Origin of the sequence: Noviherbaspirillum phoenicis (genome assembly GCF_047237965.1) — a bacterium.
Lineage (GTDB): Bacteria > Pseudomonadota > Gammaproteobacteria > Burkholderiales > Burkholderiaceae_D > Noviherbaspirillum_A.
Window position 1 is genome coordinate 3,673,380 of sequence record NZ_JBDFLX010000001.1, and the last position, 23,516, is coordinate 3,696,895.

Consider the following 23,516-nt stretch of genomic DNA (forward strand, 5'->3'; position numbering starts at 1 on the left):
GCTCAGTGGTACTGGCGGGTCGGGTCGAACAGCGTGTCCGGCACCGCGATGCCGAAGGCGCGCAGCCGCTCCAGGAAGCGCGGCCGTATGCCGGTGGCGCTGAAATGGCCGATGATGGCGCCGTTCTGGTCGGTGCCGGTCTGCTTGAAGGTGAAGATCTCCTGGGTGGTGATGATGTCGCCTTCCATGCCGGTGATCTCCAGTATCGACAGCACCTTGCGCTTGCCGTCGGTCAGGCGGCCGATCTGCACCACCACGCCGACTGCCGAGCTAATCTGCTGACGCACCGCCTTGGTGGGCAGGCTGGCGGCCGCCATGCTGACCATGTTCTCCAGCCGGGTCAGCGCATCGCGCGGCGTGTTGGCGTGGATGGTGGCCATCGAGCCTTCATGGCCGGTGTTCATCGCCTGCAGCATGTCCAGCGCCTCGCCGCCGCGTACCTCGCCGAGGATGATGCGGTCTGGCCGCATCCGCAGCGCATTCTTCACCAGCGCCCGCTGCGATACTTCGCCCTTGCCCTCGATGTTGGCCGGCCGGGTTTCCAGCCGCACCACATGGGGCTGCTGCAGCTGCAGCTCGGCCGCGTCCTCGATGGTGACGATGCGCTCGGAATGGCTGATGTAGCCCGACAGCACGTTGAGCATGGTGGTCTTGCCGCTGCCGGTGCCGCCGGAAATCACGATGTTGATCTTGGCCTTGCCCAGGCCCTGCAGGATCTCCGCCATTTCCGCGGTCAGGCTACGGTGGCCAATCAGGTCGTCCATCTTCAGCGGCACCGCGGAGAAGCGGCGAATTGACATGCAGGGTCCGTCGATGGCCAGCGGCGGGATGATGGCATTGACCCGTGAGCCGTCCGGCAGGCGGGCATCCACCATGGGGCTGGACTCGTCGATGCGGCGGCCCACACGTGAGACGATCTTGTCGATGATCTTCAGCAGGTGGGCATCATCGAAGAACACCACGTCTGTCAGCTCCAGCCGGCCGCGCCGCTCCACGTACACCTGCTTGTGGCTGTTGACCAGGATGTCGGACACGCTCGGGTCGGCCAGCAGTTCCTCCAGTGGCCCGAAGCCCAGCATTTCATTCTGGATATCGCGCACCAGAGTCTTGCGCTCGATGTCGTTGAGGACGGCGGATTCCTCTTCCAGCAGCCGCTCCACCAACGCCTGCAGCTCGCGGCGGATCTGGTCCTGCGACAGCCGCTGCAGGCTTTCCAGGTCGATGCGGTCCATCAGCACCTGGTAGATATGGTTCTTCAGTTCCTGGTAGGCCCGGTTCTCGATGTTGCCGGTGCGCGTTGAAACGACAGCGGCATTGCCGTTGACCGGGGTGCTGCGCAGGCGGTCCCTGAGTGACATGTTTTCCGCGTTCATGATGCAGTGGTCCTTTCGTCGCTATTCGATGGTGTGCCGTGCGTCAGGCGCGCTTGAGCACGCGCGAGAGCCAGCCGGATGAGGCGCTCGCTTCCTCGGGGCAGAGCGCATCCGCGAATTCCGCCAATGCCTTGGATATCGGGCTGGACTTGGCCAGCTTCAGCACCGGCACGCCCTGGTTCACCGAGGCGGCGGCGGCGTCGTAATGGTTGGGTATGGTCCGGATGTCGGTGGCGCTGAAGGCCGTCTCCACGTCGCGCAGCTTGATGTCGCCGTTCTTTTCATGGCGGTTCACGATCAGCTGCACCTTGTCCTTGCGGTAGTCCAGCGAGCGGAACACGCCCAGCAGCCGCTTGCCGTCGCGGATATAGGGCAGGGTGGTCTGCAGCACCGGGAAGATAGTGTCGGCATGGTCCAGCGCATGGATGCTGACCGCGTCCAGGCTGCGGCCCAGATCGAGAATGACGAAGTCGTAATGGCGGCGCACCAGCTTGATCAGCTGGTCCACATGCTCGGGCTTCACGTCATTGGCATGCGCCGGGTCTTCCGGCGCGGCCAGCACACTGAAGTTGGGCGTGACGCTGAGCATGCTGGCCTGCAGGAAGGAGGCATCCAGCCGGTGTATCTGCTGCGAGATGTCGGCGATGGTAGCGCCGGGCTTCTGGTCCGACACGAACAGCGAGGCGTCGCCGAACTGCAGGTTCAGGTCGATCAAGGCCACCCGCTTGTTCTTCAGCGTGGCCAGCGCATAGGCCAGGTTGGTGGCCAGGAAGGTGGCGCCGCTGCCGCCCTTGCAGGAAATGAAGGCCAGCACCTTGCCATGGGTTTGCGCCTGGCTGCCGCGCTTTTCCTCGATGCGGCGCACCGCCGCCGCCAATGCGTCGCCATCCAGCGGCAGCGGTAGCACTTCGCGCACGCCGGCGCGCATGGCGCGCATCAGGAATTCCGGCGAGGTCTGCTGCGACAGCACGATGAAGGCCAGGCGCGGATGCACATGGCTCAGGCGCTCCAGCTGGTCGAGGTCGCCCTCGCCCAGCGAAGGCGCGTCCAGCACCAAGACGTCGGGCGTGCTTGCTCCCGCGCCTGCCGCCAGCACGTGGGGAAGACCGGCAATGGCCTCGACATCGTCCGACGGGCTGCGCTCGCGCAGCCGCCGGACGATGTCCATGACTAGCCTGTCATTGGGTGATACGACGGCAATTTTCAAGGTAACTCCTGTTCGTGATGCGCTATACAAACTACTCACGGCGTCTAGCTACACACTGGATTCCCCACGCTACCGGCAGCACTCTGCATGCTTTCCCGTGGCAAGCTGGTGGAAAAGGGTGGAAGGCTAAGGGAAAGAGGCACATAGGGAATGAAAGTGGCGATCGACACTCCTGCCAATATGCTGACTGTTACGGACTGGCAGGTATTTATCGTGCAGCCGGCCGGTTCATAGTCGATTGAAATTTTGTCCGGGGGCAGGATAGGTAAGCGTTCTCGCACACGCGTCTTCACCAAGCCCTGATCCGCCTGATCGCAGACGACCGCCATACGGGCGCCGAAGCGGGTGGCTTCGGCAGCGGAGTTCCAGTAGAACAGCATGCGCCCCATTTCCATCATCCCAATCAGGAGCATGAAGAATATGGTGCAAACAAGCGCAAATTCCACGGCGGCCACGCCTTGCTGTCGGCGATAAGGGCCGTGAAAGGAGTTCGACGATGCTCTCATAACACCTGCCGCATGGTTGTGCTAATTGGCCCAAACGTGATATCCGGCACCAAGAACGGCACCATCGAACTGAATGGATAGCCGGTTATGGTGACGGTAACGAGATTGATCACGCCAGTAGTGGTACTTTGATTGAGATGGTCTGCACAGTTGCTGCTATCGCAAACCGTCACCATGCCTTGAGTAAGCCCAGGTAAAAGCACACTGCCTGAACAGGTCCTTTTGCCATAAACAGCGAGGCACTTTGCCGTAGCTAGATCTACCGCGTCGCCTGGACCTTGGGAAGATAAAAAACGCACTGCGTCTCTGGTTGCTTTTGCCAAGCTGTTGTACTGATAAAAAGCACGGCCCAGTTCTGTCACGCCAAACGTCAGCAATAGCAATGGAAAAAGGAGGATTCCCAGTTCCACCGCTGCTACGCCTTTTTGCTTACAAAGAAATTTCATGGCGCATCCTCATTGCACCAGTGCGGGGACGAGTGGACCGACACTTCCGGGGCCTCCAACCATGCCCGAGGTCGCACATGGGCTGCCAGGATCAGTCGATCTCCCACGGTATTCCAAAAACACTTCCTCCGTGCCGCTTGGACCATTGTCGCTAGACATCGGATGAAGCATCAACACGCAGGCGTAGCCCAAAATAGGCACCGTTTGCGGACTCGATCCAGCCCACGAGGAGCAATCAACGATTGGAGCCACCGCAAGACGACGGTCAGCTCCTGATGTACTCAAGGTAGTGGAAAGCGCGGTTGAGTAGCCATTAAGCGCGTTTCTTGGAAGGCCAGCTGCTGTCTCTCCCTGAAACGGCGTGAAGGCCGCTCTTGCGCTTTGGAAGTTGCTGAATGCATCAGTTCGGGACGGCCATGAGGTTGGCGTATATGCGTAACCGGTGTAATCGGGCGGCGCGTTCGCTGCTGTATTACTTCCTTTATAAAGTCCAAAGCGGGTATTCCACGCCTTGCCCAAAGCGTTTTTGTTGCCTTGGGCGCCAACGCATCCTGGCGTACCGGCACCGCCCGACGAGCAAGTAGCAGGGCCCGTAGGAGGCAGATTACACTGCCCAGTACCCGTAAGCATGTCGGCCAGTTCACTAGCGCCACCGCCACTGGCTGGCGTGTAATCGATCCAGTCAAAGCTTCCGGTCGAGGACGAGCTCATTCTGCTTGTAAGCCATTGCCCAACGCTGAAGCCAGCGTATGGGTTCGTAGCGCTTCCCCCTGATGCAAGGCATACACCCAAAGGTATGGCGCAGTTTGATTGTGCAGCGACCAGTGTGGCGACAGCCTGGGCAGAAACCGACTGCTCCCCTATTCCAAGAATACGCATGAACCAGGGAATAATGCCCGTTTGGTACGCTGTGCACATCACATACTTTGAAGCTGGATTGGCAGCGTCTTTGTCCAGATAGGCGGAGTTCGGCGCTATGGTCAAACTAAACTTGATGTCCGACGCCGAAATTTGCGCATTCGAAATTTGATTGCCTTGAAAATCAATTCTGTTACGTCGGGCCACGGTGAGGCCGCTGTTCACAGCCGCTTCCAGGTACGACGAAGGACATGGGCCGGCCGCCGGATCGCAGGTCAATTCCCGGGATGCTGCAAGGGCACACGCATCGGTAGCATTTTGTAGTTCCGTTTTCTCGATATACATATGCCCGAGGTCGAGAGCCAGTCCTGCGAACCCAATGAGGATTGGCAGCGCCAATGCGGCAATAATGGCCACTGCGCCGCCTTGCCGGGTCCAATGAAACGAAAGCCTTTCCATTACATCTCCTCCATGTAGCAGTGCGGCGGAACTCAGCGCCCGCTGCTTATTCCTATCGTGAAGGCATTGCGTGGCGGTGGAGCCGCCGGTGTCTTGAACGACTGCTCGTATCGGTCGTTTGCAATTTGCGCCGACCGGGCATCCATGCCGGCGACCGGGTCAGTGTTGTTCGAGGCTTGCGGATTAACGGTCTGCTGCGCCCTGAGCATGTTCAGCGACTGACCCATCTGGCTTTCCAGACGAGGCGCACGCTGCGCGCAGCCAGCTGCCAGCAGGGCCACAGTGCTGATGAGCGCCAAGCGGGTGGACAGGTTGTTCATCATCGTTCTCCTATTTCACTTCAAAGCCGGCTGCCGGATCACTTGGCCGGGTCGGCTGCGGCGGCCGACTGCCTTCCATTTTCCCGCTGAGGAAGAACTCGGCACGCGTCGGTTCGATATAGCCGTCGGTGGGCAGCGGATAGTCCTGCGCCAGCGGCTTGACCAGGCGCGGCGTCACGATGAACACCAGTTCGGTCTTGTCGCTCTGGAAGTCGTTGCTGCTGAACAGCGGCCCCAGCACCGGCACTTCGCCCAGCACCGGCAGCGCCTTAATGTTGGCTGTCACGTTGTTCTTGATCAGGCCGCCGATGGCAAAACTCTGGCCGTCGAACAGCTGCACCACGGTGGTGGCGCGGCGGGTGGTAAAGGAAGGCAGGATGGCAGTCGTGTTGACGCCGGTGGCGGTAATGCCCACGCCTTCGCGGTTCAGGTCAGACACTTCGGGCGCTACTTTCAGGTTGATGCGACCGCCGGCCAGCACGGTGGGCGTGAACTTCACCGCCACGCCGAATTCCTTTTCCTCAAGTGAGATGGTCGGTATGCCATTGTTGTTGGTCTGGCTGACCGGAATAAAGATTTTGCCGCCGGCCAGGAAGCTGGCCTCCTGGCCACTGATGGCCATTACGGTCGGCTCGGCCAGCACCTTTACCAGGCCGTCGCGTTTCTGAGCGTCCAAAGTGGCGAAGTTGCCGTTCCGGTTGTTGAAGCCGTCGACCAGGCTGGGGCTGCCGGTCAGCAGGTTGGACAGCAGGGTATAGGTCCAGCTGCCGCGGCTCTTGCTGGCACCGATGCTGGCACCGAGCTGGTCGACCAGGGTCTTCGATACTTCCGCCACCTTCACTTCCAGCATTACCTGCTGCGGCGCGGCGATGCCCATCATGTTAACCACCTTGGGCGCCGCGCCGGACTGGCCACCGGCCGCCGCGCCTTGATCGCCGCTACCCGCCGCGCCGCCGGGCTGGGCGCCCTTGACGCTGCGTTGCACATAGGCGTTGGCCAGCGCCATCGCCTGCTCGGCCTTGCCGACGTCGGAGACCATTCCGGACAGGATCAGGGTATCGGCCGCGGTGGTGATCTTGATGTCCTTTTCTTCGGGCATCAGCAGGTTGATGCGCGACTGCAGCGCGGTTGTGTCGAGGCTGACCGCGATGTCGATGATGGTGGCGTCATTGTTCCTGTTCCACAGCATCAGGTTGGTGGAGCCTACCGACTTGCCTAGCATGTAGATCTCGCTGGGGTTGAGCAGTATCACGTCGGCCACGGAGGCGTCGCCCACTGACAGCCGGGAAGCCGGGTAGGGCAGGCGCATCAGCGTGGACTTGCCTTCAGCCAGGAAGACCTGGGGCGCCATGTCGACATTGCCGGTAGCGGGCATCCGCGGCTGCTGGATGCGCGGTTGCTGCTGCGGCGCGGTTGCTGCTGCGGCAGTTGCCGCTGCCGCAGCAGCAACCGCGTTGCCCGGCTTGCCCGGTTGGGCAACCGGCTTTGCCGCAGCCGGCAGCGACGCCGCGGCTTTCACGGGCGCGGTGCGGGTGCCCACGGTGCCGTATTCCACGGCCGTCTGGCCATGCGCCGCAAGGGCGGCCACGGCGCCGGCCACCGCCAGCGCCACGCGCAGCACGGCCGGCCTTACCTCGGTCCAGGATCTGCTCATCGATACTCTCCCTTGCTTTCTTGTTCTTGACATGGCTTGTGCTTCAAAACTGCTGCGTGGTGCGCGCCAGGCCCTTGATGATTTCAACATGGTCAGCCGGCGGCCTGGGCGCGGCGGCCTGCCTGATCACGGGCCGGGGCCTGGGTGCGGGCTCGGATTTCGGCGCCGGCGCCGCTGGCGCCTGCACATTGAACAGAGTGGCCTTGGTCGCGCCGCCGGTATTCACGGGGTCTGGGTCGATCTGGTTGCGCAGCACCAACGACAGGCTGCCCACGCTGCGCGCGAGGTCCAGCCGCTCGGCCTGCTCGGGCGAGACTTCCAGCGTCACCGCATTGACCACCTTGGGCTTGGTGTCGTCGCGGTTGGACTCCTGCGCAATGGCCAACACAAGGATGCGCTCCAGCACGATCTTGGAAATGGTCGAGTCACGGGTGGGACTCTTGGCGCCTTCTTCCTGGGTATTGACCAGGATGTCCACGTAATTGCCCGGCAAGGCAAAGCCCGCCACGCCCACTACGTCATTGACACGCACGGTGATAGCACGCTTGCCCTCGGCCACGACAGCGGACAGGCCGCCCTTGGTGCCGGGTGGCGCCAGCTTGCCTTCCATGATAGGCTCGCCGCGCTGCATGCTGCTGCGCGCAACACGGGAATCCAGTTCCTTTGGGTCGGTGAAAGCGCCCGGAGGCATCGCGCCGGTAGGCCAGTCGACCATGCGCACCATCTCGGGATTGATGCGCGCACCCAGTCCGATATCGACCAGTGCCACCGCTATCTTGCCGGAGTTGCCTTGGATCTGCGCCCCTATCCAGCGTGCCGCAACGATCACGGCTGCGAACGCCAGCAAGACGGCAATCGCCATCATCATCAATGCGCGTGTGTTTCTCATTTCCGTTCCTCTGGTCGGGCCAGCAGGTGTTGCCTGCTGCGGCTGCGGTTGGGTTTAACAATGCTACGTTTCATGCTCGTCTCCAGCTGCTAGCGCTCGGTGAAATAGTTGGCCCAAGCCCAGTCCAGGGCCTGCCGGTTTAGCTCGGCTGGCCTGCCTTCATAGCGGGCCAAGTCCCGCACCTGCGACACCAGGTCACGCGGGTAGCAGGCGAGCAGCGGCTTTCCTTCCTTCCCATGCCGCTCGCGCAGTAGATACTGGAAGGCATCGTGCGAGTAAGGCACGCCATACCGTTCGCAGGCTTGGCGGAAAATGCGCTCATATTCCTGCTCGGTCTGCGCGCTGATTTCGATCTTGTAGCCCAGCCGCCGCAGGAAGGCACCGTCGCCCAACTGGTCCGGCGCGACGTTGCACGAGAACACAACTATCACGTCGAAGGGCACCATGAACTTGTGGCCGGTGTGCAGCGCCAGGTGATCCATGCGTCGGTCCAGCGGCACGATCCAGCGGTTCATCAGCTCGGTGGGCGAGCAGCGCTGGCGGCCGAGGTCGTCGATGATGAAGATGCCGTTGTTGGCCTTCAGGTGCGGCGGCGCCTGGTAATAGCGGGTGCCGGGATCGAACTGCAGTTCCAGCATGTCCAGCGTCAGCTCGCCGCCGGTCAGTACCGCGGGGCGCTTGCAGCGGACCCAGCGCGGATCCGGTGCATCGCGCTTGTCCAGCAGGCTTGCGTTCGCTACTTCGTTCACTGCTTGATGGTGAACAGCCGGGTCGTAGACCTGAACCACTTCGCCATCCACCAGGATTGCATAAGGCACCCAGATATCACCCTTGAGCAGGCCGGCCAGGCATTCCGCAAGGAAGGTCTTGCCGCTGCCGGCCGGGCCATGGATGAAGATGGCGCGACTGGAATTCATCGCGGCGCCGAATCTGTCCAGCACCTGAGGGCTGACGACAATGCCTTCAAATTCCCGGCCGATGTCTTCCCGCAGTACATGCATGTGGGCCACGCTTTGCGCGTCGATTTGGGCGCAATAGTTTTGCACAGTCACTGGGGCTGGGCCCGCATAGGCGCTGCGGCTCAGGAATTCGGTCGCGCGCACGCGGCCCGTGTCGGTCAGAGTAAAGGTGAGGTCGGCATCGGTGTTGCTGCCGCCACGTCGGCTGACCTCGCAAAGCTTCTCGGCGCGCATGAAACTGACAGCTGCATCAACAATGGTGGCGCTTAGCTTTAAATATGCGGCCAGATCAAGCAGCCGGATTTGGCCACGTAGAAAAAGCGTTTTCGAAACCAGTTCAACTAGAAACAGAAAAGGTAATCCGGTTTCTTCAGGTGTCCGTGGTGCCCGGGGAGACTTGGCATGGGCGCGTCTTGGCTGCGCTTGATTGTCTTTTTCTTTAAATTGAGTAAGCATAATGGCTCATTTGGGCTTTATGACATTTCCCTAGGTCAGCAAGAGGCCGCTTTAGAACAAAAAAGGAATGATCCGGTACCGAACCCGACGCATGTAAGCGGCATATCCCTGGTCAACGGAGAGATGATTTTCTTCCCGGAAGATACGCAACACCATGCACCCTATTGCAAACAGATAAATCATCAGGTTTTCAAAATTTGTATTGGCTAACAAATATCCGGAATAGGTCAGCAGGTAACTGGCATACAAGGGGTGCCGGACAAAGCGGTACATGCCTTTGGTTTTTATTTCACGCTTGGCTGCAACGATGGCGAAGCTGCGGTTAAGGGAAATCATTCCGAATATCTGCAACAATGTGCCTAATGCGATGGCGTACTTTGCAGAGGGCAGTATTCCCCATGTCGCAGGCAGGAAAAGAAGGGTGGAGAAAGTGCCAACTATGGCCACGATCCAATCAAGTGGTATTTTTGATACGGACTTCGGATAGGTCCTGATCAACAGAAAGCCTACAGTCAAAGTCTCTGAGATGCACAGGAATAAATAAGACCATTCGTCCGTAACAGAGAATGCAACTATGTGGCGATATCCAAACCAAGCCCACATTGGAATCAGCAGGGCTGCGGCGGCAATCTGTGTGATCGGGTGGCTGCCCATTGTAGATAAGCGGTTCATTTGCTTGATGGCCTTTTTGTGATCGGCAATACTCAATGGCTATACAAACGCGTTACGATAAAAGCGCATGCCCATTCTTGATCAGCAGAATATGGGCGGTAGTGCCAACTGCGATTGCAATTCCGTAAGGGAGTTTTCCTGCTGAGACAGAGCGGATGTCGGCATAGATACGCGTTCCGGTCGCGGCTCCAACCAGAGCATGGGCCATCATGGCCCGAATATTATTCAGCATGCGTTGGGCCGATTTATTTCTTATCGCTGCCGCAATGGCTAAGGCACCGCCGGCAATAAAGGTGGTCATGATGGCGCCGACGGCTGACATGGGGCCAAGAAAGGCGCCCACCATCGCCATCAACTTGACATCGCCGGCACCCATTGCCCGGATCATGTAGAGCGGGAGCAAAGCTGCGAGCCCGACAGCCAATCCGCCCATTGAACCGAAGAACCCGATTCCGTACGGCGACATGGTGTGATATGCGATTGCTGCAAGAGCGCCTGGGAAAACCAGCTTGTTCGGTATGCGCCGGGACTTTATATCGAATAGAGCGGCAGTCACAACAAGAAGGAAAAGAGCAGCCTGTTCGAGTTCAATGAAGGAAGTGCCGAAGAAAAGAACTAGGCCATCTTGGAACAAAACTATATTTTCCATATGATTCCGGCTGCTTGTGCCAGTCCTTTTTGTTACGATTTTTAAAAATTTCCAGGTTTAGCTAGCGAAAATTTTTGCTAAAAGATCTTTTTAAAAACCTTAGTTACGAGAATCGTTGTGTTGAAACATTTAAAAGTAAGAATATGCTCGTGCAAAATTTTAAAAACAAGGGAATGGGTCTCTCCCATTCCCTTGTCTAGGTCAACCGTTAAGCAACGGCTGCACAAGCGCCACCGGATGGTGCAGCAATGCAGTCTGCAATTCGTTGGAAAATTCCATTGAGATTGGTTCCTAGAGCGGTTGCCCCAACAATAATGGCAACTGCCACAAGTGCGGCAATCAGGCCATATTCGATTGCTGTTACGCCCTCTTCTTCATGAACGAAATTTCCTATTGCATTCATGGCATTCATGGAATTCATGGCATTAAGCTACCAGTGAACATACCGCTTGTGTCGGGGTTGCCATGCAGTTCGCAATGCGTTGGAAAAGGCCGTTCAGGTTTGTACCCAACGCGCCTGCGCCCACCACAATAGCAACGGCGACTAATGCTGCGATCAGGCCGTATTCAATAGCCGTAACGCCATCTTCTTCCTGCATAAAATTCTTGATAATTTCCATGATGTTTTCCTTTCAAAGTTGTCTACAAGAGGTCAATGAATCAACTGCCAATACCACTGCGCGGATTTTATTGTTAGCCGTTGTCCACCCTTAAAACCACAAACCCCGGCGACCTCCCGCTCCTTGTCTGTTTATTCCACTGCCGTAGCCCGGAATAAGAACCAGCCTTACATCACCTTGCCCAGCGCCAGAAGCCCAATACCTGCAACCACTGCCACAAGCGAGGCCACGAGTGCGCATTCGATAAAGGAAATGCCGTCTTCTTCCTGCAGGAAGCGCATGAAGCCATACGGCACGCCCTTTAATGAAAACATCACACTCTCCGATTTTTAAAACCGCTTTGAACGCTTACCAGGCAGCGGAAAGTGCTTCCTGATGGGATGAACTATAAGGAGGGGTGTGTAGGAGCGAGACTGACAAAACTACTTTTCGACGTAGGACTCGATAACCCTTGTTTGATGGAATACCCAGTACTTTTGTACCTGATGCGTATGGGAAAAATTGCCCACCGGGTGTCCTAAGTAGCAGGCTATTGCGTTTGTTTAATTGATGAGTAAGCTTGCAGCCCGCTCCGGCGGGATGGTTCATCAATAAGAGTCCGGCAAGGCTCTCATTCTCCTGCTTGCGGCATGCGCTGCCTTCGCAAGAGGTGTATTGCGTGCCACGGCAAGCGCATGGCCATCAGCAGCGAAGGGGGACGGGCCGCTGTTGTGGCCCTCATCTCCAGTTGGGCAGTACCCCGGCAGTTGGCGCGTAACGCGGTTGGCGCGAGCCAGCGCCTGCCAACCTTACCCCGCCGACTTCATCTTCTCCTGCTCTACCCCCAGCCCATGCTTCACCGCATACACATACAGCTCCAGCCGGTTCGCCACCTGCAGCTTCTGGTAGATGGACGTCAGATGATTCCTCAGCGTGTATTCCGATATGAAGAGCCGTTCCGCGATGGCCTTGTTCAATGCGCCGTTGCCTTCCACCACGGCCTGGATCACCTTGCGTTCCTTGGCTGTCAGGCTGGCGCGGCGGTGGGCGTCGGGGTCGGGCTTGGGGGCGGCGGCCGGGTTCAGCAGGTGGCCCAGCACACGGCCCAGCGCGGCCTGGTCCAGCCAGAGTTCGCCGTGGTAGACCTTGTCGATCGCCTTGATCACCTCGGCCGGCGATGCCCGCTTGTGCAGGACGCCGCGCGCACCGCGCTTGACGGCCTGGTCCAGCGCTTCCTGGTCGCTGCTGCCGGTCAGCAGCAGCACCCGCGAGACGCCGTTGGCGATCAGCGCGGGAACGATGTCGACCGAGCAGCAGCCGCCCAGGTCCACGTCCAGCAGGATCACGTCCGGCGCCAGCCGCGCCGCCGCGCTCACGGCCTCGTCGCAGGTGCGCGCCGTGCCTGCCACTTCCATGCGCGGCGCTTCGCTGCGTATCAGTTGCTCCAGTCCCCACAGCATGGTCTGGTGGTCGTCCACCAGCATGATCCTGATGGCGCGCTGCATGGTATCCATCCCTGTTCCCGTTTGTGTTGTTGATGTGGTGTTCATGGTTTGTTCCGGTTCGGCTAGACCGGTATCTTGATATGCACCGCGGTGCGGCCGCCGTTGGCCCTGAGCACCTTGGCCCGGCCGCCCAGCGCTTCCGCGCGGTCGGCGATGGAGCGGGGCGTGAAGTCCGCCGGCTGCGGGCTTGCGCCCTCGTTTTCGATGTGAATGTTGAGCCAGCCTTCCGTGCAGCCTACCCGGACGGCGCCGCGGCGGGCGCTGGTGTGCTTGCGGATGTTGGCCAGGCCTTCGCTGATGACGTGATACACCTCGGCGGCCAGCCGGTCGCTGACGCTGAAGCTGCCGTCCACGCTGATGGTGATGTCGATGCCATAGAACTTGCGCACCTGCTCGGCCTGCCGGTGCAGGCTGGCCAGGAAAGCCGATTCGCTCTGCACCGCGCCGCTGTTAAAGCGGCCGGCATACTGCCGCAGCTCGGTGATCACCTGGCCGGCCATGTCGCTGATGCGCTGCAGGTCTTCCGCCAGCGGGTTGCCCGGCGTCGCCTTGCGGCTGATGGCGTGCAGCGCGATCTTCAGGCCAATGTAGGGCTGGATCACGGCGTCGTGCAGGTCGTGGGCGATCTTCTTGCGTTCCTGGGAGGCGGCTTCCGAGGCGATCCGGTCCAGCAGTTCGATGTTCTCGATCACGGGAAAGGCCTGGGCGGCGATATGGGCAAGAAACAGGGCGTCGGCCCGGGTGAGATCGCTGTGCTTCGATGCCACGTAGATGCGGCATTCATTGCCGCGCCGCAGCGGTACCGGCGCGGCAATGAATGCCGGGCTGCCCAGCAGTTCCACCACGCTGTCGCCATCATGGCCGGCGTCCTTGCTCCAATGGCCGGTGGCGTTGTCATGGATGCGCCAGCCCGCCCGCAGCCTGACGCCGGGCAAGGCGGGAGACTGGTACAGCGCCACCTGTTCGCGGGCGAAGTCGAGCAGCGGCGCCATGGCCCGCGCGTCCACATGCTGCGCCCTGGCGATCTCGTCCGGCGCGTTGCGCTTGACGCTGCGGTAGATGCAGGCGGCCTGGTCATCATTGCGCACCACCAGCACGCAATTCTCGCCGCCAAAGAATTCCAGGGTCTTGCGCATCACCGAGGTCACGGTATGGTCGACGCCGAAACGCGGGTTGGACAACTGGTTCACGTCGCGCAGCAGCGCCAGCCGCTTGCGCAGCGCCATTTCCGACTGTCCCCAGCGCGCGATCATGTAGCCCAGCGCCAGCAGGAAGGTGGCGCGCAGCAGCAGGGTCGAAGGCACGTCGACGGTCTGCTCCAGGCCGCATGCAGCAAAGAAGAGCAGGGTGGACGCCACGGTCATCCGCGCGCCTTCCTCGAAGCCCCAGCGGAAGGAAGCGGTCAGGATGGCGAAGAAGAAGAACAGGAAGAACAGGCTTTCGCTGCCGCCGGTGGAGATCACCATCATCGCGTACCAGCAGGCGTCGAGCCAGGGGATCAGCTTGCTGCGGGCAATGGGCTTGTGCAGCAGGGAAAGCACGAACAGGGCGGTGGTGTGCAGCGTGTAGCCAATGAACACGGCCCAGCCCAGGCGGTCCGGTTCGGGTGCCGACTCGGTGAAGATGGTGAGCAGCGCCGAGACCGCAAGCAGTAGCCGGATATGGGTCACCATGGACCCATCCGAAAAATCCAGCCCTAACTGGCCATGACTGTCGTTCTTGTTGTTGAACATGCTCGGTTCACACAGTGATGGCATCGCAAACAAGTCAGCAAGTTCTTCGCTTTTTGCATCAAGCGAGCGTGAGATTGCTAACGAATTAAACAAACCTTTATTTAACGTTGGATAACTGCTAGTAGCCTGCAACAATCTTACCACTGGAAAATTGATGCGAACAGCAAACGTTCTGAAAATTAGATTAACTCGCAAGATGTTGATATATAGCAACAGGTTTTGGCAGGGAATTCTTTCCCCTTTTTACCGTTGAAAACAGGTGACTTTGCGTGGCGGGGCATTTGGCATTTGCAGGAGAAGCGGGATGGTGCTGGCTTGGGGCAAATCCGGTGTGGGAGTCCGGCCCGGTTGGGCTCCGATCGCCTGATAGCGATGTCGTCTATATAAGGTTCATTCAGCTTGCAATGCGTTCCTTAATCTCCAATCGGGAATGACCGAAGATGTTTTTCCATGTTGCTTGCTTATCAAGTCACTTTCGTGCTGAAGGTGAGGCCCTGGTTTTAATCTCAGGTTAAATGAAAACCGCCCAGAAACAGCTCCGATTTATTCGTTTATAAGAATGGAAAGATTTGTAACTGAAAATAGATGTTTTAAACGAGGGGTGTTTTTTTATCCTGTCTGTCACGTTCATTACACAAGCCGGGAATTATTGCGTTCACAATCGAAAACAGTACAAATCGACTGGTGACCTATCATAAAAACAGGCGCTTTCTCCTATGCACAGCGGTACATAACAAGATTGTATGGCTTCAAGTTGCTATTTATTATCGGTCAGCGTTTGTAGGAATGAGTGAACCGTTTTGTCGGGTTTTGTCCTACGTGCCTGAAATTCAGAATTGATTTTTAAAAACCGAAGATTTGCTAGCTGAAGCAATACCCAACATATCCGCTTGTATATTTAAAAAGAGAAAATAATGGCTGACACCACCACCTCCTCGGGCATAAAGATTTCGATATCCAACACGCCGCAGGCAAATTCTGACAGCTACAACTTCGTCGAAGATCAACAGACGGTCTACTACCTCGACGTGATGACCAATGATCTTGGCGGCGCCGCGAAAACGCTTTACTCGGTTGACGACGGCTTTAACAGCGCGACTGATCTGCTGGCAAAAGACGTCATTGTTGGCGAAGCCAGCGGGGAAAGAAGTTCTCAAGGCGCACGGCTTTGGATAACAAGCCAGGGAACGGTTGCCTATGACACTTCCACGATCAACGACAAACTGCAGGCCCTGGCGGAAGGGGAGTCTTTTGTTGACACCTTCAGCTATGCGATTCGCCTGGGCAACGGCACGCTCAGCTGGTCCACCGTGAAGGTAACGATCAATGGCGTCAATGATGCGCCCAAGGTGACCGGCGTCGTCGCCGGCACAGCCATCGAGGATGGCCCGGTCAGCATGCTCGATGCGCTGGCCTATGCGTCGGACGTGGATCATGGCACCACGCTGAAGGTGGTGAATGTGCCGGACGCCGGCAGATTGCCGGCTGGCGTGACCTACGATGCAGCCACGCATAGCTTCACACTGGACCCGTCGGCTGCGGCATACCAGTCGCTGGCCAAGGACGCAACAATGACCGTGACCGTCAGCTACGGCGTCTCCGACGGCACGGCTACCGTGCCTGCATCGGTGAGCTGGACCATCACCGGCACCAACGATAAGCCGACAGTCACTGGCGCGCTGACGGCGAACGCTGCTGAAGGCGATGCCGCTTTCACCAGGGATCTGCTGGCTGGCGCGAGCGATCCGGACCAGGGCGAGACCGCTGCGCTGACCGTGACTGACGTGCGCTACAGCGTCAACGGCGGCGCATATTCGGAAACCGCGCCAGGCGGCGTGAGCGTGTCAGGCCATACCCTGTCCGTCGATCCGGAACATGCCGTCTTCAACAGCCTGGCCCAAGGCGAGACCAGCACCATCGTCGTCAGCTACAAAGTCACGGATGCGCATGGCGCCACCGTCACCCAGACTGAAACCATTACCGTCACCGGCACCAACGACGCCCCGGTGATCGGCGTGCTGGAGAACGATAGCGCGGCAGCCGTATTGAGCGAGACAAATGCCGGCCTGAGCACATCGGGCACCCTGACCGTGACCGACGCGGACCTGAGCGACACGAGCACGATCATGGTTGAGTCGGTGTCGGTTGGCGGCGCAACAGCAGGCCTCGATGCAAGCGACGCTGCGCTCAAGGCCATGTTGACGCTAGTGCAGAACAGTCTGGAGGCCGATCCTGGCACCGCGAATAATCTGACGTGGGCATTCAACTCCGGCAGCGAAGCGTTCAATTATCTGGCCGATGGCGAGCAGTTGACGCTGACCTACAAGATCAAGGCCTCCGACGCCTACGCCAGCGACACGCGGGACGTGACTATTACGATTACCGGCACCAACGATGCGCCCGTCATCCATACCGCAGCAACCAATGCCACGCTCGCCGAAAGCGATGCGGTCCTGAGCAGTTCAGGCAAGGTCGGCTTCAGTGACGCTGACCACAATGCGGTTGTCGAAGCTGCCCTTGCTACCGCGACAGTGACTGCTACAGGCATCGTGTTGACGCAGGCGCAGGCGACAGCATTTGAAAAGGCATTCGCAATCGCCAAGGATGGCCAGTGGAGCTTCAGCCTGGCTTCGCCTGATTACCTGGCGGAAGGCCAGTCGGTCAAGGTGGCTTATCAGGTGACCGTTACGGATGACAAGGGCGCTACTGCCACTCAGGTTCAGGCCATTACGGTAACCGGCACCAACGATGCGCCTGTCGTATCGGGTGCCGTGACCGGCGCAGCCACCGAGGATGGCGCCACTAGCACGCTCGATGCGCTGGCCAAGGCTTCGGACGTGGACAACGGCACGACGCTTGAGGTAGTCGAAATTGCGGCCGGAGCCAATCTGCCCGCGGGCGTGACGTACGACGCCGCCACGCACAGCTTTACGCTGGATCCGTCCAATGCGGCATATCAGTCGCTGGCCAAGGATGTCACTACGACTGTCACGGTCAGCTACGGTGTCTCGGACGGCAAGGTCACGACGCCAGCCTCGGTTTCCTGGACTGTCACCGGCACCAACGACGCTCCGGTAGCCGTCGTCGATGCCGCTTCCGGCACGGAAAACCAGACGCTCGCCATTGACGTCCTGAAGAACGATACCGATGCCGACGACAACCATCTCTTCACGCTGCTGTCCGGCGAGACAGCCAAGGGCGGCGTCAGCGTGGTGAACAACCAGTTGGTGTTCAATCCGGGAAGCGACTTCGACCATCTCAAGGCAGGCGCGACCGAGGAGGTAACGCTGACCTACACGATGCGGGACGAACATGGTGCGCAGTCCTCCAGCACGGTAGTAGTGACTGTTACTGGCACCAACGACGCGCCTGTTGCCCAGGCCAGGACCGATACGGCTGTCGAAGGCGGCCCCGTCGTCAACGGGCAGGTGAGCGCAAGCGACGTGGATGACGGGCAGACTGCCAGTTTGACCTACAGCCTGACGGCGGCAGCGCCGGCCGGCCTGACTTTCAATGCGAACGGCAGCTACAGCTTCGACCCAACCGTGGGCGCGTACGACCATCTGGCTGCCAACCAGACCCAGCAGGTGCTAGTGCAGTTCAGGGCTTATGACGGCACCGATTATTCCGCCGCGCAGACATTGACCATCACAGTCACCGGCACCAACGATGCGCCGGTAGTGACTTCGATTGACGCGGCAGCCAGGGGCACAGTGATGGAGGCCGGCAATCTCGACGACGGCACCGCGCTGGCGGGGACGCCAGAAGCATCCGGCAAGCTTGCTGCGAGCGATGTGGACGATGGCGCAAGCGTCACCTGGAGCGGCAGCACCAGCGGCACCTTCGGCACTTTTGCGATTGCAGCAGATGGTAAGTGGACCTATACGCTGAACAACGATGCAGGCGGCGCTGCCGACAAGCTGGCTGAAGGCGATAGCAGGACCGAAACCTTCACTGCGACCGTGACGGATGACAAGGGCGCCACGGCAACGCAAGCCGTGACCATCACCATCGATGGCACCAATGACAGCCCGGTGGTGAATGGGGCGCTGACCGCGTCAACCGACGAAGGCGCCGCCACCTTCACCAGGGATCTGCTGGCCGGCGCAAGCGATGTCGACAATGGCGAGACCGCCACCCTGACCGTGACGGACGTGCGCTACAGCATCGATGGCGGCGAGGCCACAGGCGCCGCGCCGGCAGGCGTGAGCGTGACAGGCCATACCCTGTCGGTGAATCCGGCCGCTGATGCCTTCAACAGCCTGGCACAAGGCCAGACCAGCACCATCGTCGTCAGCTACAAGGTCATGGATACGCACGGCGCCACGGTGAATCAAACCGAGACCATCACCATTACGGGCACCAACGATGCGCCGACCGTCACGGCGGCGCTGTCAGCGGGGGCACATGAGGATGACAGTGCCTTCACGTTGAACCTGCTCGACAAGGCAAGCGATGTGGACCAGGGTGCCACGCTGTCGGTGGCGAATGTCACTGGCCTGGTTGCCGGCCTGACCCTGGCGGACAGCATCCTGACCGTGAACCCGAAGGATGCGGCATTCCAGGCGCTAGCCGCCGGCGTGGAGCAGAAGATCACCGTCAGCTATGACGTGGTGGACCAATACGGCGCAAAGGCCGCGCAAACCGCCACCATCACCATTACCGGGACCAACGACGCGCCGCGAGTCACCAGCGCAGTTGCGGCCACAGTCAATGAAGACGCATTGCCGGTGACGGTGAACCTGCTCGCCAACGCCAGCGACATCGACGCAGGCGATGACATCGACGTCGCATCGGTGGGCTATACCGTCACTAGCGGCGCCTGGGCGAGCAGCGTGGCCTACAGCGTCGACAATGAAACCGGCGCACTGACGCTCAACCCCGCCCAGTTCAATGCGCTGGGCGCGAACCAGAGCGTGCAGCTGACATTCAGCTATAACGTGGTCGATGGCAACGGCGGCTCCACGCCGGCTACATCGGTGCTGACGGTCACCGGCAGCAATGATGCGCCGGTGATTTCCGGCGCGGTGGTCGGCACCGCCACGGAGGACGGCGCAGCCATCACGCTCAGTGCGCTGGCCAATGCATCCGATGCAGACCGCGGCACGATCTTGTCTGTCGTGGACCTCCCTGCTTCCCTGCCAGCCGGCGTCAGCTACGATGCCGCCAGCAAGAGCTTCACGCTGGATCCGACCAATGGCGCATACCAGTCGCTGGGCCAGGGACAGACTGCAAACGTGACAGTCAGCTATGGTGTCTCGGACGGTACGGCAAGCACGCCAGCATCTGTGAGCTGGACCGTCACTGGCATCAATGACGCGGCGGTGATTGGCACGCCGACCGTCGCTTCCGTCACCGAAGACGTTGGTGTGACGAATGGAAAACTCACTGCGTCGGGCAGCATCTCGATCAATGATGCCGATACTGGCCAGTCGCAGTTCAAGACCGGGGTAAGCGCGAACGCGTCCAATCTCGGCAGTCTGGTGCTCAACCCCAACGGCAGCTATACCTACTCGGTGGACAATAGCGCCGTGCAATCCCTGGGCCTCAACAGCACCAAGGTTGATTCCTTTACCGTCGAAACCCTGGACGGCACCACCAAAACGGTCAGCTTCACCATCAATGGCGCCAACGACGCCGCTGTGATCGGCACGCCTAGCGTGTCTTCCGTGACGGAAGACGTCGCTGTCACTGCGCAGGGCAACCTGGTCGCCACCGGCGTCATTGGCATCAGCGACGTGGATGCCGGTCAGGCGGCGTTCCAGACCACGGTGGTCCCGACCCAGGGCAATTTGGGCAGCCTGGTGCTCGATGCTGCAGGCAGCTATACCTATACGGTGGCAAACAGCGCCGTCCAATCGCTGGCTTCCGGGCAGATCAAGGTCGACAGTTTCACCGTGAAGTCGATCGACGGCACCGAGAAGCTTGTCAGCTTCACGATCAATGGCGTCGACGAACCTGTCACCAACAAGGCGCCGGTCATTACCTCCAATGGCGGCAATGCGACAGCGGCAGTTGCGATTTATGAAAATTCGACCTCTGTCACAAAGGTTACTGCTACTGACGACGGCCCTGCGTCGTCGCTGACCTACAGTATCGTGGGCGGAGCGGATCAGTCTAAATTCAAGATCGACGCAAGCGGGAACCTCTCCTTTTTGACGGCGCCGAACTTCGAAGCCCCCGCCGATACCGGCGCCAACAACGTCTACGATGTTGTGGTGCGGGTCTCGGACGGCTCCCTGTTCGACGACCAGGCGATCGCCGTGACCGTCCTCAATAATAACGATGCGCCTTCCGGGACCAACAATACGATCACCATCTTTGAAGACCAGGGCTATACCTTCAAGGCAGCCGATTTCGGCTTCAGCGACAGCGGTGACAGTTCCGGCAACGCCTTGCTCGCCGTGAAAATCACGGCACTGCCAAGTGGCGCAAATGGCGCCCTGCTGCTGAACAATGTAGCCATCACCGCGGGGGCATTCATCCAGGTGGCCGATATCAACGCGGGCAAGCTGACATTCGTGCCTGCCAACGACTATTCCGGTGGCGCGAACTTCACCTTCCAGGTGCAGGACAATGGCGGCACGCTCAACGGCGGCGTCGATCTCGATCCGACGCCAAACCTGATGAGCTTCGTGATTAACGCCGGAGCGGATTTGTCCGACAGCAAGACCAACGGCCAGGCTGCCAACACGACCTTCGACATCACGATCAACTCCGGCAACATATCCATTCTGGATCATGGAGGCACTGATGTAGTGAGTGAGAACACCAGTACGGCATTCAGCACGTTCAAGTTCGAGCGGTACGGCGATAACCTGGAGTTCACCGCAGTCAGCAGCGCAGGTGCGGTGCACCTTTCCATCCTGGACCAGTACGTGGCCAACTCCACGATCGAGACGATGACCTTTAAAAATGGCGGCACGGTTGCCGGCTACGATCTGGGAACGGGCGCCTACAATCTCTCGACGTCGCTGTCTGGCGGTACCGGCAACGACATCATCGCCGGTTCGAGCGCCGACGATGTGATCAACGGCGGTGCAGGAAAAGACCTCCTGTTCGGCGGCGCCGGCAATGACAGGCTTATTGGCGGAGCAGAAAACGACTTGCTGTTCGGGGGGCAGGGCGCCGATACATTCGTCTTCGACGCCGCACTGAACGGGTTGACGAACGTCGACACGATCGGCGACTTCCAGGCGGGCATCGACAAGATCGAGTTGAGCGCCGCGATTTTTGGCGCATCGAATTTCACCGCGGGCACGCTGAATTCGGGCAACTTCCGTGCGGCATCGGGCGGTGATGCGAACAACCAGAATCAGCACATCCTGTACGACACAGCCACCGGCAACCTGTTCTACGACGCCGACGGCAACGGTGGACAGGCGAAGGTGCTGTTCGGTCACATCGACCTGCCCGGCTCGACAGGCACCGTGAGCAGCAGCGACTTCAAGCTCGGCTAATGGCTTTGATCCTGCGCCTTTACCCGAGTGTTCGATGAAATCGCTCCTATCGCTTCTGCGCCGCCCGCTCGCGCATGTGTTCGGGCTGTCCTTCTTCACCAACCTGCTGCTCCTGGCGCCGGCGCTGTTCATGCTCCAGGTCTTCGACCGGGTGCTGACCAGCCAGAGCCGCGAGACCCTGCTGGTGCTGCTGCTGGGCATGGTTGTCGCTCTCGGCATGAGCCTGCTGCTCGACTACCTGCGCAGCCGGCTGCAGGGCGTGGCCGGCAACATGGTGGCCGAGCAGCTTTCGCCGGTGGTGGCGCGGGTGATGCTCGCCCGCTCGGCCGGCAATGCGGGGCAGGGCAGCGCCGAAGGCCTGCGCGACGTGGCGGCCCTGCGCAACCTGCTGTCGGCGCAGGGCCTGCTGGCCCTGTTCGACACGCCCTGGGCCGTGGTCTATATCGCCGTGATCTGGCTGGCCCATCCGGTGCTGGGCATGGCCGCGCTCGCGGCGGCCGTGCTGATGCTGGCGCTGGCGGTGATCAATGACCGCATCACCCGCAGGAACATCAAGGCGCTGCAGCAGGAAGCGGCCAGGTCGACGCGCTACCTGGAAAGCTCGATGCAGAACGCGGAAGTGGTGCAGTCGCTGGGCATGGGCGGCGCGCTGATTGCGAAATGGCGCGCGCTCAATGCCCGGGTCACCGAACTGCAGCGGCCCACCGCGCGCCGGTCGGTGGCGATGGCCGCGCTGACCCGCGCCACCCGCCAGATGGTGCAGATCCTGATGCAGTCGCTTGGCGCCTACCTCGTCATCACCGGCGACGGCACGCCGGGCATCATGGTGGCCACCACCATCCTGCTCGGCAAGGCGCTGTCGCCGGTGGAGCAGATCGTCGGCAGCTGGCGCGTGCTGGCCGAGGGCCGGCTGGCGTATGCCCGCACCAGCGCGCTGCTGGAAGCCATCGACAGCCAGCCGCAACGCATGAAGCTGCCGGCGCCCAGCGGCAGGCTGCAGGCCAGCGGGCTGGTGTTCCGGCCGCCCAAGAGCGAGCGGCTGATACTGGCCGGCGTGTCGCTGAGCCTGGAGCCGGGCGAGGCGATGGCCATCGTCGGTCCCAGCGGCGCCGGCAAGTCCACCCTGGTGCGCCTGCTGACCGGCCTCTGGCAGCCGGCCGCCGGCGTGGTGCGGCTCGACGGCGTCGACCTGGCGCAATGGGACCGTGAGGAACTGGGGCCCTGGCTGGGCTACGTGCCGCAGGACGTGGAGCTGTTTGCCGGCACGGTCGCGGAAAACATTGCGCGGCTGGGTGTGCCGGACCCGGCGGCCGTGGTGCGCGCCGCCCAGCGCGCCGCCATCCATGACATGGTGCTGGGCCTGCCCAATGGCTACGACACCGTGATCGGCAGCGCCGGGGTGATGCTGTCGCCGGGCCAGCGCCAGCGCATCGCATTGGCGCGCGCGCTGTATGGCGAGCCCAAGCTGCTGATCCTCGACGAGCCCAATTCCAATCTCGACGGCGGCGGCGAACTGGCGCTGGGCGAGGCGCTGAAGGCATTGAAGGGGGAGGTGACGGTGGTGGTGGTCACCCATCGCAGCACCCTGGTGCAGCACATGGACAAGATGCTGGTGCTGGAAGCCGGCCGTGCCCAGCATTACGGCACCGTGGCCGAGGTGCTGCAGGCCATGCGCCAGCCGGCCGGCGGCCAGGTGGTCAGCATGCCGCGCGCGGCACAGGACGCGGCCTGATATCGGCGGCTTGCAGGGCCTGCAAGCCGGGAAGCACAG

General features: G+C 60.4%; 18 protein-coding genes. 2 read left to right on the forward strand and 16 right to left on the reverse strand.

Annotated elements, in window-relative coordinates; genetic code table 11:
• Window positions 1-2 precede the first annotated feature (2 nt).
• The 16 genes from ABC383_RS16430 to ABC383_RS16505 all read right to left on the reverse strand — a co-directional run bounded on the left by ABC383_RS16430 (window position 3) and on the right by ABC383_RS16505 (window position 14,285).
• Complete coding sequence (locus tag ABC383_RS16430; RefSeq protein ID WP_413016393.1) at window positions 3-1,358, reverse strand: TadA family conjugal transfer-associated ATPase; 1,356 nt, start codon at window positions 1,356-1,358, stop codon at window positions 3-5.
• Between the two features lie 58 nt (window positions 1,359-1,416).
• Window positions 1,417-2,580 carry a CpaE/TadZ family protein gene (locus ABC383_RS16435; protein ID WP_413015143.1) on the reverse strand — a complete coding sequence of 388 codons (1,164 nt, stop codon included), beginning with the start codon at window positions 2,578-2,580 and terminating at the stop codon, window positions 1,417-1,419.
• Window positions 2,581-2,624: 44 nt separating this feature from the next.
• Window positions 2,625-3,086: a TadE/TadG family type IV pilus assembly protein gene (locus ABC383_RS16440; RefSeq protein WP_413015145.1), complete on the reverse strand. Its 462-nt coding sequence runs from the start codon at window positions 3,084-3,086 to the stop codon at window positions 2,625-2,627.
• On the reverse strand, window positions 3,083-3,532 hold the full coding sequence (locus tag ABC383_RS16445; RefSeq protein ID WP_413015147.1) for a TadE/TadG family type IV pilus assembly protein: 450 nt from the start codon (window positions 3,530-3,532) through the stop codon (window positions 3,083-3,085). The genes ABC383_RS16440 and ABC383_RS16445 overlap by 4 nt, the downstream gene beginning before the upstream one ends.
• A gap of 9 nt (window positions 3,533-3,541) precedes the next feature.
• Window positions 3,542-4,849, reverse strand: coding sequence for a pilus assembly protein TadG-related protein (locus ABC383_RS16450; protein WP_413015149.1), 1,308 nt, complete (start codon window positions 4,847-4,849; stop codon window positions 3,542-3,544).
• A 32-nt stretch (window positions 4,850-4,881) separates the two neighbouring features.
• Complete coding sequence (locus tag ABC383_RS16455) at window positions 4,882-5,172, reverse strand: hypothetical protein (protein ID WP_413015151.1); 291 nt, start codon at window positions 5,170-5,172, stop codon at window positions 4,882-4,884.
• Window positions 5,173-5,179: 7 nt separating this feature from the next.
• Window positions 5,180-6,823 carry a type II and III secretion system protein family protein gene (locus tag ABC383_RS16460; protein WP_413015153.1) on the reverse strand — a complete coding sequence of 548 codons (1,644 nt, stop codon included), beginning with the start codon at window positions 6,821-6,823 and terminating at the stop codon, window positions 5,180-5,182.
• 43 nt (window positions 6,824-6,866) lie between these two features.
• The gene (gene cpaB, locus ABC383_RS16465) at window positions 6,867-7,712 is read right to left on the reverse strand and encodes a Flp pilus assembly protein CpaB (RefSeq protein ID WP_413015154.1); all 846 of its coding nucleotides are present in this window, start codon (window positions 7,710-7,712) and stop codon (window positions 6,867-6,869) included.
• A gap of 89 nt (window positions 7,713-7,801) precedes the next feature.
• Entirely contained in the window at window positions 7,802-8,905 is a 1,104-nt protein-coding gene (locus tag ABC383_RS16470; protein WP_413015156.1) for an ATP-binding protein, read from the reverse strand.
• 273 nt (window positions 8,906-9,178) lie between these two features.
• Window positions 9,179-9,799: a methyltransferase family protein gene (locus ABC383_RS16475; protein WP_413015158.1), complete on the reverse strand. Its 621-nt coding sequence runs from the start codon at window positions 9,797-9,799 to the stop codon at window positions 9,179-9,181.
• 52 nt (window positions 9,800-9,851) lie between these two features.
• Window positions 9,852-10,448 carry an A24 family peptidase gene (locus ABC383_RS16480; RefSeq protein ID WP_413015160.1) on the reverse strand — a complete coding sequence of 199 codons (597 nt, stop codon included), beginning with the start codon at window positions 10,446-10,448 and terminating at the stop codon, window positions 9,852-9,854.
• A gap of 208 nt (window positions 10,449-10,656) precedes the next feature.
• Entirely contained in the window at window positions 10,657-10,860 is a 204-nt protein-coding gene (locus ABC383_RS16485; RefSeq protein ID WP_413015162.1) for a Flp family type IVb pilin, read from the reverse strand.
• Window positions 10,861-10,873: 13 nt separating this feature from the next.
• Entirely contained in the window at window positions 10,874-11,071 is a 198-nt protein-coding gene (locus ABC383_RS16490) for a Flp family type IVb pilin (RefSeq protein ID WP_413016395.1), read from the reverse strand.
• 164 nt (window positions 11,072-11,235) lie between these two features.
• Window positions 11,236-11,382 (reverse strand): Flp family type IVb pilin, encoded by a 147-nt coding sequence (locus tag ABC383_RS16495; RefSeq protein ID WP_413015164.1) that lies wholly within the window; start codon window positions 11,380-11,382, stop codon window positions 11,236-11,238.
• Window positions 11,383-11,856: 474 nt separating this feature from the next.
• A complete protein-coding gene (locus ABC383_RS16500; RefSeq protein WP_413015166.1) occupies window positions 11,857-12,561 on the reverse strand; it encodes a response regulator in 705 nt (234 codons plus the stop codon).
• Window positions 12,562-12,614: 53 nt separating this feature from the next.
• A complete protein-coding gene (locus ABC383_RS16505; RefSeq protein WP_413015168.1) occupies window positions 12,615-14,285 on the reverse strand; it encodes a sensor histidine kinase in 1,671 nt (556 codons plus the stop codon).
• Window positions 14,286-15,199: 914 nt separating this feature from the next.
• Between ABC383_RS16505 and ABC383_RS16510 the strand changes: the two genes are divergently transcribed.
• Window positions 15,200-21,745, forward strand: a complete 6,546-nt coding sequence (locus tag ABC383_RS16510; RefSeq protein ID WP_413015170.1) for a VCBS domain-containing protein — start codon at window positions 15,200-15,202, stop codon at window positions 21,743-21,745.
• Between the two features lie 34 nt (window positions 21,746-21,779).
• Window positions 21,780-23,477: a type I secretion system permease/ATPase gene (locus ABC383_RS16515; protein WP_413015172.1), complete on the forward strand. Its 1,698-nt coding sequence runs from the start codon at window positions 21,780-21,782 to the stop codon at window positions 23,475-23,477.
• Window positions 23,478-23,516: the final 39 nt, after the last annotated feature.

Bases quoted from the DNA above. Each gene is read 5' to 3' on its own strand.
- ABC383_RS16430 (WP_413016393.1), bottom strand. From the start codon at position 1,358: ATGTCACTCAGGGACCGCCTGCGCAGCACCCCGGTCAACGGCAATGCC.
- ABC383_RS16440 (WP_413015145.1), bottom strand. From the start codon at position 3,086: ATGAGAGCATCGTCGAACTCCTTTCACGGCCCTTATCGCCGACAGCAA.
- ABC383_RS16445 (WP_413015147.1), bottom strand. From the start codon at position 3,532: ATGAAATTTCTTTGTAAGCAAAAAGGCGTAGCAGCGGTGGAACTGGGA.
- ABC383_RS16450 (WP_413015149.1), bottom strand. From the start codon at position 4,849: ATGGAAAGGCTTTCGTTTCATTGGACCCGGCAAGGCGGCGCAGTGGCC.
- ABC383_RS16455 (WP_413015151.1), bottom strand. From the start codon at position 5,172: ATGATGAACAACCTGTCCACCCGCTTGGCGCTCATCAGCACTGTGGCC.
- ABC383_RS16460 (WP_413015153.1), bottom strand. From the start codon at position 6,823: ATGAGCAGATCCTGGACCGAGGTAAGGCCGGCCGTGCTGCGCGTGGCG.
- cpaB (WP_413015154.1), bottom strand. From the start codon at position 7,712: ATGAGAAACACACGCGCATTGATGATGATGGCGATTGCCGTCTTGCTG.
- ABC383_RS16470 (WP_413015156.1), bottom strand. From the start codon at position 8,905: ATGCGCGCCGAGAAGCTTTGCGAGGTCAGCCGACGTGGCGGCAGCAAC.
- ABC383_RS16475 (WP_413015158.1), bottom strand. From the start codon at position 9,799: ATGAACCGCTTATCTACAATGGGCAGCCACCCGATCACACAGATTGCC.
- ABC383_RS16480 (WP_413015160.1), bottom strand. From the start codon at position 10,448: ATGGAAAATATAGTTTTGTTCCAAGATGGCCTAGTTCTTTTCTTCGGC.
- ABC383_RS16485 (WP_413015162.1), bottom strand. From the start codon at position 10,860: ATGAATGCCATGAATGCAATAGGAAATTTCGTTCATGAAGAAGAGGGC.
- ABC383_RS16495 (WP_413015164.1), bottom strand. From the start codon at position 11,382: ATGTTTTCATTAAAGGGCGTGCCGTATGGCTTCATGCGCTTCCTGCAG.
- ABC383_RS16500 (WP_413015166.1), bottom strand. From the start codon at position 12,561: ATGGATACCATGCAGCGCGCCATCAGGATCATGCTGGTGGACGACCAC.
- ABC383_RS16505 (WP_413015168.1), bottom strand. From the start codon at position 14,285: ATGTTCAACAACAAGAACGACAGTCATGGCCAGTTAGGGCTGGATTTT.
- ABC383_RS16510 (WP_413015170.1), top strand. From the start codon at position 15,200: ATGGCTGACACCACCACCTCCTCGGGCATAAAGATTTCGATATCCAAC.
- ABC383_RS16515 (WP_413015172.1), top strand. From the start codon at position 21,780: ATGAAATCGCTCCTATCGCTTCTGCGCCGCCCGCTCGCGCATGTGTTC.